General features: G+C 29.6%; 14 protein-coding genes. 1 reads left to right on the forward strand and 13 read right to left on the reverse strand.

Annotated elements, in window-relative coordinates:
• Window position 1 precedes the first annotated feature (1 nt).
• From Q0842_RS08345 to Q0842_RS08405, 13 genes are all read right to left on the reverse strand, one after another.
• Entirely contained in the window at window positions 2-1,156 is a 1,155-nt protein-coding gene (locus Q0842_RS08345; protein WP_298496733.1) for a T9SS type A sorting domain-containing protein, read from the reverse strand.
• Between the two features lie 104 nt (window positions 1,157-1,260).
• Window positions 1,261-2,322, reverse strand: a complete 1,062-nt coding sequence (locus Q0842_RS08350) for an oxidoreductase (protein WP_298496735.1) — start codon at window positions 2,320-2,322, stop codon at window positions 1,261-1,263.
• Window positions 2,323-2,403: 81 nt separating this feature from the next.
• The gene (locus tag Q0842_RS08355; RefSeq protein WP_298496737.1) at window positions 2,404-3,099 is read right to left on the reverse strand and encodes an SCO family protein; all 696 of its coding nucleotides are present in this window, start codon (window positions 3,097-3,099) and stop codon (window positions 2,404-2,406) included.
• Entirely contained in the window at window positions 3,077-3,622 is a 546-nt protein-coding gene (locus Q0842_RS08360; RefSeq protein ID WP_298496740.1) for a hypothetical protein, read from the reverse strand. Before Q0842_RS08360 ends, Q0842_RS08355 begins: the two co-directional genes overlap by 23 nt.
• Before the next feature lie 61 nt (window positions 3,623-3,683).
• Window positions 3,684-4,433, reverse strand: a complete 750-nt coding sequence (locus Q0842_RS08365) for a YHYH protein (RefSeq protein ID WP_298496742.1) — start codon at window positions 4,431-4,433, stop codon at window positions 3,684-3,686.
• A 273-nt stretch (window positions 4,434-4,706) separates the two neighbouring features.
• Complete coding sequence (locus tag Q0842_RS08370; protein ID WP_298496747.1) at window positions 4,707-6,122, reverse strand: CotH kinase family protein; 1,416 nt, start codon at window positions 6,120-6,122, stop codon at window positions 4,707-4,709.
• Between the two features lie 33 nt (window positions 6,123-6,155).
• Window positions 6,156-6,869, reverse strand: coding sequence for a DUF2490 domain-containing protein (locus tag Q0842_RS08375; RefSeq protein WP_298496749.1), 714 nt, complete (start codon window positions 6,867-6,869; stop codon window positions 6,156-6,158).
• Between the two features lie 10 nt (window positions 6,870-6,879).
• Window positions 6,880-7,479: a DUF4956 domain-containing protein gene (locus Q0842_RS08380; protein ID WP_298496753.1), complete on the reverse strand. Its 600-nt coding sequence runs from the start codon at window positions 7,477-7,479 to the stop codon at window positions 6,880-6,882.
• A 3-nt stretch (window positions 7,480-7,482) separates the two neighbouring features.
• The gene (locus Q0842_RS08385; RefSeq protein WP_298496755.1) at window positions 7,483-8,235 is read right to left on the reverse strand and encodes a polyphosphate polymerase domain-containing protein; all 753 of its coding nucleotides are present in this window, start codon (window positions 8,233-8,235) and stop codon (window positions 7,483-7,485) included.
• A gap of 29 nt (window positions 8,236-8,264) precedes the next feature.
• On the reverse strand, window positions 8,265-8,774 hold the full coding sequence (locus Q0842_RS08390) for an EF-hand domain-containing protein (RefSeq protein ID WP_298496757.1): 510 nt from the start codon (window positions 8,772-8,774) through the stop codon (window positions 8,265-8,267).
• 128 nt (window positions 8,775-8,902) lie between these two features.
• Window positions 8,903-9,472, reverse strand: coding sequence for a proline-rich domain-containing protein (locus tag Q0842_RS08395; protein WP_298496760.1), 570 nt, complete (start codon window positions 9,470-9,472; stop codon window positions 8,903-8,905).
• 5 nt (window positions 9,473-9,477) lie between these two features.
• The gene (locus tag Q0842_RS08400) at window positions 9,478-9,792 is read right to left on the reverse strand and encodes a hypothetical protein (RefSeq protein WP_298496763.1); all 315 of its coding nucleotides are present in this window, start codon (window positions 9,790-9,792) and stop codon (window positions 9,478-9,480) included.
• Window positions 9,793-9,840: 48 nt separating this feature from the next.
• Window positions 9,841-10,419: an RNA polymerase sigma factor gene (locus Q0842_RS08405; protein ID WP_298496765.1), complete on the reverse strand. Its 579-nt coding sequence runs from the start codon at window positions 10,417-10,419 to the stop codon at window positions 9,841-9,843.
• A 316-nt stretch (window positions 10,420-10,735) separates the two neighbouring features.
• Here Q0842_RS08405 and Q0842_RS08410 point away from each other — a divergent pair, with 316 nt between their 5' ends.
• Window positions 10,736-11,950: an RsmB/NOP family class I SAM-dependent RNA methyltransferase gene (locus tag Q0842_RS08410; protein ID WP_298496768.1), complete on the forward strand. Its 1,215-nt coding sequence runs from the start codon at window positions 10,736-10,738 to the stop codon at window positions 11,948-11,950.
• Window positions 11,951-12,065 lie beyond the last annotated feature (115 nt).

Genomic DNA, 12,065 nt, shown 5'->3' on the forward strand with positions numbered 1-12,065 from the left:
ATTACTCTTTAATTATTTTTTTGGTGATTGATGCACCATTATCTAGTAAAATATTTACAATATAAATACCTTTTGATAAAGATGCTACATTTAATGTTTTATTTGTTGTTGATATAACTTTACTCCCTAAGGTATTATACACTTCTACATTTTTAATAATACCAGAAGTATCAATTGTTACAAAATCACTTGAAGGAATAGGGTAAATTTTAAGTTTAATTTGGTTATTTAAAACCTCATCATCTACACTTAGTGATATACTATTATTATAGTTGTAGGTTAACCTAAAAGTACCATCAGCAGAATTTAAAGAAGTTATTTTGTTTACATATGGGTTATCTTGATATATATACTGTAATCCATTATAATCTTCAAAGGGGTTTGCATAACTACTCATCATTGCCGTCATGTCATAACTATAATTAATAATTTCTGTTCCGCCTGTATAAACTTCTGTTTGAGATGTTCGGTTACCATTACCATCAATGGTATAGGTTACTAAATTATCTTGAACCCATGAAGTAGCATCCCAATCATAATAAGTAGCTGTATTTATTTTTTTATTACTGTAATAAGTAAACACCGTTTTTTCATCTAACACCCAAACATCAGGATCTGCATCGGTATCCCACTCTTCATCAATAATTTCAGAAATTGTTCCATCTGTGTTATATGATATAGTTGTTTTAAAAGAGTTTACCCATTCGGTTCCTATATACTCTTCAGAAAAACCACCTGTAATAACTGTACCAGAATAATTAATGGTCGATCTAGACTCATTAACCCACTGCGTGGAATCCCATTCAAAATCATCAATATTAGTAACATTTCCATTGGAATCATAGGTATATATACTCTTATAATCATTTTCCAACATATTTGTTATATAACTATAATATTTCTCAACTTCTTCTTCTACCTTATTATTAGTATTATAAGAATAAATTGTCATTTCTGATTCGTTCCATGAACTACCATTCCAGAATAAAACCGATTTAGTTTTTAAGTTATTATTACTATCGTATTCATAATTATAACCTAGACTATTTTGCCAAGTAGTCCCATCAAAAGTTTCAACTATTCCAGATAGTAATTGTGATTGACCATAAGTAATAATTGTAAATAGCAAAAAAGATAAGTGTGTAATTTTTTTCATGAGGGTAAAATTTAAATTCAACGATTAACTGAATTATAAATATAAGAAAAACGCATCACAAAACACCTTAAATAGTTTATTATTAGATACTTAAAAATATATATTTACTCTTTAAAAATTAATTTAGAAACTCTACCAGCACCAGCTGCATACGCAACAGAATCATTTAAAAAACGAATAGTATAGAACCCCTCATCACTTAAATGTCTCCAAGTATTACCAGAATCATTACTATAATCAATTCCTTTAAAACCTACAGCAACAAGTTCTTTTCCTTTTTTATTTGGAATGTATTGAACACAACTTCTATACCCAGGATTTAGGTTTTGAGCAACTAATTGCCAAGTTTTACCTCCATCTTGAGTTCGTATCTTATTAGATGCATTATTATCTGGATTAGTATAATCACCTCCAATACCAAAACCGTTTAAGGCATCATAAAAATTGATAGAATATATACCTTCTGTATCTTTATCTTTAATTATAGGTGTATCAAACACTACCCAGCTATTTCCTTTATTAGAAGAATAATAAATACGCCCAGAAGTTGTAGCAACCCAAGTATTATCTCCAACAATAGCAATATTAGTATCACTAGCTGCAAAAGCACCTTCATTTTCAGTTCCTTTTGGCAAATCGTTACAAGAAATTTTATTCCAAGTATTTCCTCCATCTCTGGTGATTATTATACTTAAACATCCATCTGTAGAATCACCAATAGCAATCCCTTCACTATCATTCCAAAATTCCATCGAATCATAGAATACTTTGGGGTGGTTTTCTTGGTAAACAATTACTTTTTCATCATTCTTAATTTTATACAATCTAGCAGGATTACCAATTGAAAGTCCAAATCCATTTTTATTTGTTGCAGCAAAAGATCTAAAATTATTTTTTACACTATCATGCGCCATTGGAATTGGATACAAAACCTTTGTTGCTTTATCATACTCGCTATAAAAAACGCTACCTCCATTACCATTAGATGTTAGAAAAAAAACATTGTTGTTATTTACAATTTCTAAAGCTCGAATACTCATTGTTGAGTCCAATACGTGCGTAATAACTTCTAATTTTTTAAAATTATTGGATTTTAATGTTTCCTTTTGTTTTCCGCAGGAAACTAAAAAAACTAATATTAAGAATACTGGATTATATGGCCTCATAAATTTCAATTTTTTATAAAAGTAAAAAAGCTTCGCGAATATATCACGAAGCCTTCCCTCAAAAAACTATCAATCAAATAGTCAACTCTCTTCTTTCAATGCATTTACATCAATAATCAATTGATTAATAGATGCTCTATTCAATCCATTATAAATCCCTCTTATGTGTTTATTCTTATCTATAAGCAAGAAATTTTCGGTATGCAAAAAATCGTTTATGCTTTTGATTTCTCCTAAATCATTTTCTACAAAATAATAATCTCGCCCAAGGTCATAAATTTCTTTTTTATCTCCAGTTACCAAATGCCATTTACCATTTATAACATTATAATTTTTAGCGTATGCGTTTAAAACTGAAACAGAATCTGTTGCTGGCATTACAGAGTGAGATAACAACAATATCTCGTCATCATTAATAAACTCTTCTTGTATTTTTAACATATTACCCGTCATTTTAGGACAAATCCCTGGGCAGGTAGTAAAAAAGAAATCTGTGATATATATTTTATTTTCAAACGTGTTTTGAGAAATAGTCTCTCCTAATTGATTTAAAAAATTAAAATCAGGAATTTTATGAAACACTTTTTCTTCTTTACTTCCCGGCACTAACCAATGTGGAGTAAAAGAGTCATCATTATAATATGGCAAATAATCTACTCGGCTTGTTTCAAGAACTTTAATGTTTTCCTTTTTAATTGAATCTTTACACCCAACAAAAGTCAACAATATAAGAAATAAACTACTTTTGTATATTTTATTTTGTAATAACAACTTCATCTTCTAATTTATAACATGAATTAGCACGTCTCATTCCAAAAATTCTCCCATTTTTAGCTTCGTAGTTTACGTATATTTTACCGTTTTTAAGCCAAGCTTGCTGTAACCCCTTTTCCATACCGTTATCTAAATTTCTTAGTTTTGCTAACTCTCCACTTTTGTACCACTTTTTCTCGATACCTTGCAATTTTCCATCCTCATATGTAGCTTTTGATGCTATGGAGCCATTATCCCACCATGCCTTGTAACTTCCTACTAACTTGTTTTTATTATAATGCGATTCAATTTTAAGAACTCCGTTTGAAAACCAAACTTTTGCTACACCTTGTTTCTTTCCATTATAAAACCCAACCTTTTGCATAAAAGTTCCGTTTTCATGATATTTTACTGCATATCCATTAAATAAAGAATCATTTAAATACCAATTACCTTCATTACCATTAAGTTTTAATTTGCTTTTTAATACATCTTTATTAGCAATTGTAAATTCAACTACAATAGCATCAATATTCTTATTAGTCAAATTTTTACAACTTAAAATTCCAATAGAAAAAATTAGCAAAAATAATTTTACACCTTTCATTTTAATAACCTTGGTATGGCCCAGCAAAAGCAATATAAGACCCCGTTGTTGAATATAATTCGTTAATAATATGATAATGATATTCTTCTACACCATTAGTATATTGAGTATTTGTGGTATGTCCGCCAGAAGTATCTAAATCTGTTGGATACGTTCCTATAGCGTTACATTTTCTTCCGTAAAGAAATACTCCATCTAACAATACACCAACTAATTTATCATCATCATCTGTGAATGCTTTTGGCTCTAAATGATAATGGTAAACACCAGGGCCAATATGAGCACCTGTCCAATCAAGACTTGCCGCAGCTTGATCTAGAGCGCCATTCCCTTCTTGATCATTGAATATTGAAGCTCCACTTACCGCTATTCCAATTGTATTTAATTGAGTTTGCACAGTACTTCCCGTTAAATCTGGTGTAGCATCAACAGTAATCGTTACTTGATTGTTATTACTTGACATAATTGAAGGTGTGGTAGCAACACCTGGCTCATCTATATATAACGAATTTCCTTCTCCCCAATAAACTGTTTCATGATTTGGTAAACCCGTACTTTCAATTGTAACAGTTGCCCCTCCATTAGACAAATAAATATCTGTTTCTTCAGTATCAAAAGCCGCATATGCTGCATGTAACTCTGTCAAGACTTCTTCTTCCTCATCAGAAGAATCAGTACTATCGCTTGAGCAAGCCATAAAACCAGTAATTAAAACAAGAGAGAATAATGTTACTTTGAATACCTTTATCATGTTATTTATTTTTTATTGTTTAAATTTTAGATGAGTTTTCTAAAAAAAACTTGCGTTTAATTTTAATAATATATTTTTTCTAGTTTTTTGTTTATTAAATATAGCTCTTTTCTCTAATTTAACTAGCCCAAAAAGACTAGATAAAAACTCTAATATAAACTGAATTACTAAAAAGGATTAGCTTTAATTTTAACTTATTTTAAAAAAAAAGCTCTGATAAGTCACTATCGGAGCTTTTTAAAAAATAAAACTAACTAAAACTCATTTTTTATATTAATTGTTTAAATAATTGCTTACCGCAGAGTTGCGACTTGAAACATGTGCGTTAAGTGTTGATATAGCAGAATAAAAATCGCTACTACTATTTAAAAAAGTATATCCTGAAACTTCTGAAATAGCATATTGTTCTACTAATGATGAATAAGAAGTATATAAAGCCTGCATAGTACTTGTATTAAAAGCCCCATCTATTACTTCTTGGAGATAGGCATCATATTTAGCCTTATACACCTCATCTTGATACATATAACCTATTAGTGGCCATTGTGAAGCATTTAAATTTGAAAAATCTAAGGCCAAAGCCCCTCCTCTTTTACCATTTTGCAATGCTTCATTATTATCCCAAGGAATCCATGTTAATTTACTTGTCTCTGGATTATTGTATAAGAAATAATTATGTGTCATAATACCATAAGTATCCCAATTTTGAATAACTGTATTCACAGCTAAATATTTTAAAAACACATCGGTATCAAAAACAGTTTCTAGATTTGCTCTCCAAGTTGCTGCATCGGTAGTTCTTGTACCATCATTTATTGCTGATAATAAACCTTGAACATCACTAAAATCAGCTTCATCTTCATTTGTTTTCTTTACATATTCATCTTCATCAAAAGTTCCATTTGCAAAACTTGCTGCATCACCATCTGGTTTGTATAAATTCCCATCATCATCAGAGAATTGTTCATCAATAACTGTATCATCAACTTCTTCAACTAATGTGTAAAGTCCAAAATATTTAGGACCATCGCCATAATCTACATATAAAGTATAAAAAGCAGTATGAGAACCTACTAAACCTGCGTTTCTAAAAACATCTCCTGCTACTTTTTCACGCAACATAGATTGATCATCATAGTTGTTTTTAAGACTTAACTTTTTAAACCCATAAAAACGTTGGTTGTCAATTTGCGGATAATCGTCTTCAAATTCATCAAAATCTAATTTAAATGATAATTTTAAAATCCCGTTTTGCCAGCTAGTTTGTAAACTTGAATTACCTTTAAAACGAACTCCTACACGATACCATTCTTTATCTTGATAAAAAACTTCTGCAGGTACAAAAATTGGATCTTCATCTGAATCTAGGAGTCCTCCTCTACCACCAGAACCAAAAGTTCCATAGATTTCTGTCATATTATCCAACATACTCTGCCAACGTGATTCTGTAATTACAATATCTAATCGTTTTACTGTATCGTCTTGAAAAACTTCATCAAAATTTGGGTCGGCACTTTTACTATGTGTTGCGTCTGTCCAATCTACAGCTTCAAAATCTGTATCATCTATAACAACTTCAATCACTTCTTCGTCTTGCTCAATTTCATTTTCTGAAGTATCATTACTACTACAAGCTATTAAGCACATTATTCCTAATAAAAAGAATGTTATTATTGAATATTTCTTCATTTTAATTTTTATTTAATTATTATTCAGTTTTATTTATTTAATCGTGTAAGTATATTTTAAACCTATAATTCTTTTAATTTCAGGCAAGTCAACATTTAACTGTTTTTCAAAATGATAGAAAAGCCCTATTTCCCCAAAATTCTTTATAGTATAATCTGTACTAAATGTTAAACGATATTTATTAAAACCATTATTATCATTATCTTCTTGAAAACGGTTAAAAATTTCTGCTGAAACCTTTGGGTCTAACTTCCAATCTCTTAAATTATATTTAAAAGAAGTTTTTAAACGTATATTTTGATTTGCATAATCGCCTTCATCATGAGAAATTCCTATTTCGTTTTTGTTTTGATAGCGTAATCTGTATGCTAAAGAAAATTTATCTATATTATGCTTATAAATAGCATCAAATTGAAAACGAAAATGATTCTCATAACCTTGAATATTACCTTGATTATCATTTTCTCTTAAATAACGCAATCCACCAACAAGTGCAAAATTTTTAAAGATTTTATACTTGGCTTCAAACTGTGTAAAATATTCATCAATTTCTGAAATATCTTCTTTTAAACGCAAATGCTGCTCTAAACTAAAAGCCCATTTTTTGTTCAATTTATATTTTAAACCAATGGAGTTCCAGCTATATAAATCATTTAAATCTTCTGTTTGAGAATAACCATTAGTACCCTTAGCTAAAAACACACAAACAACTAATAAGTATAAAGATCTGTTTATCTTAAATTTCATAAAAATTTGTTTAAGAATTGAAGTAAAAGATAGTCACTTTGGCTGTATCTCTCAAAAAATCAACTTCACCTATAGTTACTTTATTAATATTTAAACCTGTTCTTTCTTCTAAATCACTTTTTAATGTTTCGTAATTTTCTGGTTTAATATTATTTATGTTTTCATATACTATTGCTTTAGATTCTTCTTGTTTTAAAGCCCAATGCCTTTCTATAGATACTAATACAAGAATTATTAGAGCGTTTGCTCCTAAAATCTCTGCATAACTCATTTTTTTATTTGCCAAGGAGTTAATTACAGATACTCCAATAACCACAAATAAATATGTCATTTCCTTGATATCTATAGGATCGGTTCGATAACGAATAATACCGAATATGGCAAACAAGCCTAGCGCCATACCAATATCTAATTCATACTTTTTTAAAGTAAAACATAAGAAAAAAACGATTACGCTTATAAGGTAATATGTGAAAACATAGTTTTTACGCTTTGAATAAGGATAGTATATAAAACGAATTATTATTGTTAAAAATGTAATGTTGATTATAAATCGAAACATCATTTTATAAAAATCGTCATCAAAAAGTGGGATATCTAAAAATTCCATAAATTAAGAAGCTATTATTTTATTTATTTTAATTAGTTTTTTCTTGAAAACATTATACTTCAATTCATTATAAAGGCTTATCATTCCTAAACAATACTTACTAATACTATACGGATTTTGCTGTAACGATTTTAAGGCTTTAACAATTTCTGAACTTCTGTTAAAACGTTCTTGTTTAACCTCAATAACCACTAAATTGTCATAGCTTTTTTGTGTATCCTTTATTTTATAAGTAAGGTTTAAATCGATAGTAACCCGTTCTTTATTTTTAATGTTCACCAAAGTAACACGGTTAAATGCATTCCATAAACTAGGTGATAAATCGTATTTTTTAGTGGTTGTTTGTGAAACAAATGCATTGGAATCTTTGGATAAATTTAACTCAAAATCACTAACAGGAATTCTTTTTTTATTGGTTTCTCCTTTACCGTTTTTTTGTTTAACCTCAAGAAAACAAAGATTAGATTCTATGTATTTACGCTGTCTAACCTTGGTTCTATTATTTTTTCCGTTATGGTGATCATTATAAAATTTTTTATCTGGTGTGTCAAAATAAAGTGAAGAATAACTCATAACCCTTTCATTCTCTATTTCTAAAACTTTATAATGATTATCTAAAATCTTTAATACCGACACCAATTGTGTTGTGTTAATAACAAACTTAACATCTGTACGCTTCATCAATGCAACACTATTCATTTCATCTAATGAGATGGAAGAAAACTTACTTATAATATGTTTTATATCGTATTGCATATTAAAATGAATATTATTTATTTGGTTTATTATCTTCTTTTTGGTTTTGGTGCTTTCTCTAACTCTTCTTTAGAGATAAAACCATCTTCGTCTGTATCTACCTTTTCAAAATTTTCTTTTAATCGTCCTTTTACTTCTTCCATACTTAGTTTTCCATCCTCATTTTCATCCATCCTCTTAATTAACTCATCGGTATTAGGTTGCCCTTTTTGCGAATCTCCTTTTAGCTTTCCTTGAGCTTCTCCCTGTTGTTTTTGCCTACGTTTTCCACTAAGTTTTGGTGCATTACCCAACTCTTCCTTGTTTAAAAACCCATCTTCATCTGTATCAATTTTTGAAAAAAGGTTTTTTAAAGGTCCTTTAACTTCTTTTTTAGATAATTTTCCATCCTCATTAGCATCCATCATATTTAATAATTCCGCAGTTGTTGGTGGTTGCCTATTCAGACTTCTATTAGATGACTGAGCATTAACATTAATAGAAAATAAGCTAGCAATTGCTATTGATAAGATGCCAACTTTTATAGTATTAAGTTTCATAATTTTTATTTGTATGTGTTATGGTTTTTTAGATGCTTTATCTTTTTTAAACTTGTGGTTCATATTGTTAAAAAAATCACAAAAAAAAAGACCTTCATTATTTTGAAGGTCTTAAAGTTTCTTAATTATTAGTTCATTGGAGGAGGTCTATTACCATCTCTTTCTCCTGGTGGCGGAGGTCTATTACCCTCTCTACCTCCAGGAGGTAGTTGTCTATCTCCCTCTTGTCTCCCATTTGGAGGCGGAGGCCCTTGATTTCTGTTTGCACCTCTTAGTGCGTCATCAATTATTTTACTAAATATTTCTTTTTGCTTTTCATTACATAACTCCTGTACATTATTAAAATAATGATAGACTTCTAAATCTTTGGCAGCTTCCTTTCTTCCTATTAATAATGCAATAGAATCTATATTAACATCTTTTAAAGAAGTATCAGATAAACTCTTAAAAAACTCATCTTTTAAACCTCTTAAATCTTCTGAAATAATACGCATATTTAGATGATGGTTCTTTTCTAAACTATTAAACTGCTCTTGCTGAGACTTATCAAAACCAAGTTCTTCTATCAAAAAAGCACCAGCTTTTTCTGGTCTATTTTGTTCTTTATTCCCCCCTTGTCCTAAATAATTAAAGAGAAAAAAAGCATTAACAATTATTAAAAAGAAAAGTAATATATATAGAAGTAAATTTTTTTTCATGTTAATTAATTTAATAATGAATCATCATAATTTGTAGATAAACCATAAGACTCTGCAAACTCACTAATGTTTTCATCGTAAGAAGAATTATCCACTAATTTTGTAAATGCAATTACGTTTAAAACTACCACACAAATTAAAGTTGCCAATTGTAGTTTTGGCGTAAACCATAACCATGAAGATTGCTTTTCTTCTTTTTCTGAAAATAAAGCATTCATTGTTTTTTCCTTAAAAAAAGGAGAAACATTTACGGGCTCAATAGCGTCAATAACATCAAAAGTGTTATTAATTTTATGCTGTATATTATTATTTGTTTCCATTAAACTCTATTATAAATATTTAGATGCAATAACTTATAAAAACTTGCGTTACAAATCATTCTTATAAAAATTTTCTAAAAGATTTTGTAAATTCTTCTTTGCTCGAAACATCAAAGACTCTACAGACGATAAGCTTTTATCAATAATATCACTAATCTCTTGGTAACTCTTACCATCTACTTTATGCAATGTAAACACAACCCTTTGTGCTTCAGGCAACTGGTTTATAGCAAGAAACAAAGTTTCACTTTTCTCCTTGTTTTCTAGAATAATCCCTGGGTGATTCATCTCTGTAAAATAACTCGTCTTATCCAATGGGATATCATTTCCTGTAATAGTTTGTAAAAAAGCAAATCGTTTTTTTGTATTGCGTTTCCTAATAAATTGTAAACATTTATTAGTAGTAATTTTATAAATCCATGTCGATAATTTAGATTCCATTTTAAATTTTCCAATAGAATTAAACACCTCAACAAAAACCTCTTGTGCTATATCCTCAGCATCCTCTTTATTGGGCACAAACGAAATACATGTAGCAAACACTTTTTGTTGAAAATCATCCAACAGCTTTCCATATGCATTCGCATTATGGTTTCTTAATCCCTCTATAAATTCGTTTTCAGTCAAAAAATAAATTAAACTTATTCAAGTTTAGATGCTTAAAAAATTAAAAACTTGCGCACAAATACTTATTTTCAAAAAAACTAGGTCCTTTGCTAAGTAATTTCTATTGTGTAAAATTCTGCAGAATAAGTTCATTAAAACCTAAACAATATGGCCATTAGACACACATAAGCAATTTAAAAAATTAAATTGGAAAAAATCAAAAATCAATCTCCCTAATTCCAAAAGTTTAGATATCATTAATTTATAGAAATAATGAACAAAATCAATTAAACAATTTAGCATTTTAAGCGTACCTTTGCACCCTCAATAAAATACCATGCGATTACACAGAAACCTCTGCTTTGCAGTTATAGATGGCTTAACCTTAATTTTTAATGAAGGTAAGTACGCCGACAAAGTGATACAACAACTACTAAAACGCGATAAACGCTGGGGCTCGCGCGATCGTGGTTTTGTTGCAGAAACCACATATGATATAGTTAGATGGAAACGCCTGTATGCTGAAATAGCAGAAGTTAAAGAACCTTTTGACCGTGACAATTTATGGCGTATGTTCGCTGTTTGGGCTACTTTAAAAGGCATAAAGCTACCAGACTGGAAATATTTTGAAAACACACCTATAAGAAGAATTAAAGGTCGTTTTGACGAGCTATCTCAAGTTAGAAAACTTAGAGAATCTATTCCTGACTGGATGGATGAAGTTGGTTTAGCTGAGTTAGGTGAAGCCAATTGGTCTAAAGAAATAGCAATGCAAAACGCACAAGCAGATGTTATTTTAAGAACAAATACGCTTAAAACAACAAAAGAAAACTTACAGAATATTTTAGCAGATGCTGGAATAGAAACAGAATTTATAAAAGGTTATGACTCTGCATTAAAACTTACAGAACGAGCAAATGTATTTGTTACAGATGCATTTCAAAATGGTTTTTTTGAGGTACAAGACGCTTCATCACAATTGGTGGCCGATTTTCTAGATGTAGCACCTGGCATGAAAGTAGTAGATACTTGCGCTGGAGCTGGCGGAAAAACTTTGCATATTGCTTCTCTCATGGAAAACAAAGGACAAATTGTAGCCATGGATATCTATGAAAGTAAACTTAAAAAATTAAAAGTAAGAGCTAGACGTAATGGTGTACATAATGTAGATTTAAAAGTTATTGATTCTACAAAACCAATTAAAAAATTATATAATAAAGCAGATCGTGTGCTTATTGATGCGCCTTGTTCTGGTTTGGGTGTTTTACGTAGAAACCCAGATGCTAAATGGAAACTAGAACCTGAGTTTTTAGATAGAATTAGAGTTACTCAACAAGAAGTTTTACAACAATATTCTAAAATGGTAAAAGATGGTGGCAAATTGGTTTATGCCACTTGTTCGGTTTTACCATCAGAAAATCAAAATCAAGTAGAAGCCTTTTTAAAGTCTGAAGGAGGCGCAGATTTCACTTTAATAAAAGACAAAAAAATATTTGCACATATCTCTGGCTTTGATGGGTTTTATATGGCATTATTAGAAAAGAAAAAATAAAAAAAAAGAATTCATTTTTAAAAAGCGACTATATATGGTCGCTTTTTTTATGTTTAAAACTCGTGTATAACTCAAAATTTTCAATCCCTAATTTAGATGAAATTACACTTAAAAA

Origin of the sequence: uncultured Algibacter sp. (assembly GCF_947495675.1) — a bacterium.
Taxonomy (GTDB): domain Bacteria; phylum Bacteroidota; class Bacteroidia; order Flavobacteriales; family Flavobacteriaceae; genus Algibacter_B.

Excerpts from the sequence above, each read along its gene's own strand:
- Q0842_RS08345 (WP_298496733.1), bottom strand. The coding sequence starts at position 1,156 with ATGAAAAAAATTACACACTTATCTTTTTTGCTATTTACAATTATTACT.
- Q0842_RS08350 (WP_298496735.1), bottom strand. The coding sequence starts at position 2,322 with ATGAGGCCATATAATCCAGTATTCTTAATATTAGTTTTTTTAGTTTCC.
- Q0842_RS08355 (WP_298496737.1), bottom strand. The coding sequence starts at position 3,099 with ATGAAGTTGTTATTACAAAATAAAATATACAAAAGTAGTTTATTTCTT.
- Q0842_RS08365 (WP_298496742.1), bottom strand. The coding sequence starts at position 4,433 with ATGATAAAGGTATTCAAAGTAACATTATTCTCTCTTGTTTTAATTACT.
- Q0842_RS08370 (WP_298496747.1), bottom strand. The coding sequence starts at position 6,122 with ATGAAGAAATATTCAATAATAACATTCTTTTTATTAGGAATAATGTGC.
- Q0842_RS08375 (WP_298496749.1), bottom strand. The coding sequence starts at position 6,869 with ATGAAATTTAAGATAAACAGATCTTTATACTTATTAGTTGTTTGTGTG.
- Q0842_RS08380 (WP_298496753.1), bottom strand. The coding sequence starts at position 7,479 with ATGGAATTTTTAGATATCCCACTTTTTGATGACGATTTTTATAAAATG.
- Q0842_RS08385 (WP_298496755.1), bottom strand. The coding sequence starts at position 8,235 with ATGCAATACGATATAAAACATATTATAAGTAAGTTTTCTTCCATCTCA.
- Q0842_RS08390 (WP_298496757.1), bottom strand. The coding sequence starts at position 8,774 with ATGAAACTTAATACTATAAAAGTTGGCATCTTATCAATAGCAATTGCT.
- Q0842_RS08395 (WP_298496760.1), bottom strand. The coding sequence starts at position 9,472 with ATGAAAAAAAATTTACTTCTATATATATTACTTTTCTTTTTAATAATT.
- Q0842_RS08400 (WP_298496763.1), bottom strand. The coding sequence starts at position 9,792 with ATGGAAACAAATAATAATATACAGCATAAAATTAATAACACTTTTGAT.
- Q0842_RS08410 (WP_298496768.1), top strand. The coding sequence starts at position 10,736 with ATGCGATTACACAGAAACCTCTGCTTTGCAGTTATAGATGGCTTAACC.